The sequence below is a fragment of the Rhodopseudomonas parapalustris genome (assembly GCF_053772255.1).
This window is the reverse complement of record NZ_JAMKBZ010000081.1, coordinates 1-739: the sequence shown is the minus strand read 5'-3', so window position 1 is coordinate 739 and position 739 is coordinate 1. Positions and strand designations below refer to the sequence as shown.

General features: G+C 40.1%; 1 protein-coding gene. It reads right to left on the bottom strand.

Annotated elements, in window-relative coordinates:
- Positions 1-653, bottom strand: a 653-nt coding sequence (locus M9H71_RS25120) for a hypothetical protein (protein WP_455407582.1), incomplete at its 3' end; no start/stop codon positions are given.
- Positions 654-739 lie beyond the last annotated feature (86 nt).

Sequence of the window (739 nt, the reverse complement as noted above, 5' to 3'; positions counted from 1 at the left end):
ATTGCATTTGTTCTTGTCTCCGTGTCACCATTATAATGTAATGTTCCTGTCCAGTCTGGGTGCGTACCTCCAACACCTTTCAATTGGCTTGACCCTGAGTCCGTAACATATGCACCACCATTTACGGTTATGTCAAAAGCCTTTATTGCATTTTGCTGTATTGTACCGGCTACTAAACTACCTCCTGTAGCTCTTATATATCTATTTTCAGTAACTATATCCGGCAACACCAAATATTGTCCTGTTGTGCTCCTGTTAGCTGAAGGACTTGAGGCGCTAGTTGTTCTATACCAATATGGCGACGTGGCGTTTTTAGCATCTCCACAATACATTTTCGCATCTAGCAAAGCATATGTTGTTCTGCTTACTGCCTGCCCATTAAGTATTAAAGCTCCTGTTGGCGGCGTATCATACCACCAAGGAAAATACTGTCCTCTCCTATCATCTGCCGCTTTAGTTATTACTGAATTTATGGCATTAACTATACTGGTTTTATCTGTAGAGTTTAGGCTTGCTAATGCTCCTATTACTGCTGTCAGAACATCCACATTGCCCTGTACGCCATTTATGGCAGTTTCCGCGTTAGTCTGCATTTGATTAAGATTGGCTGCATTAATTTGTGTAACATAATCAACAAAATTTATTTTATTCACAATATCACCTCTGGTGCATCGATACTGAAGCCTAACTCTATTGCTTCAAATATTTCTGTATATTCCGGAGCATTAAAAAGAGCTTC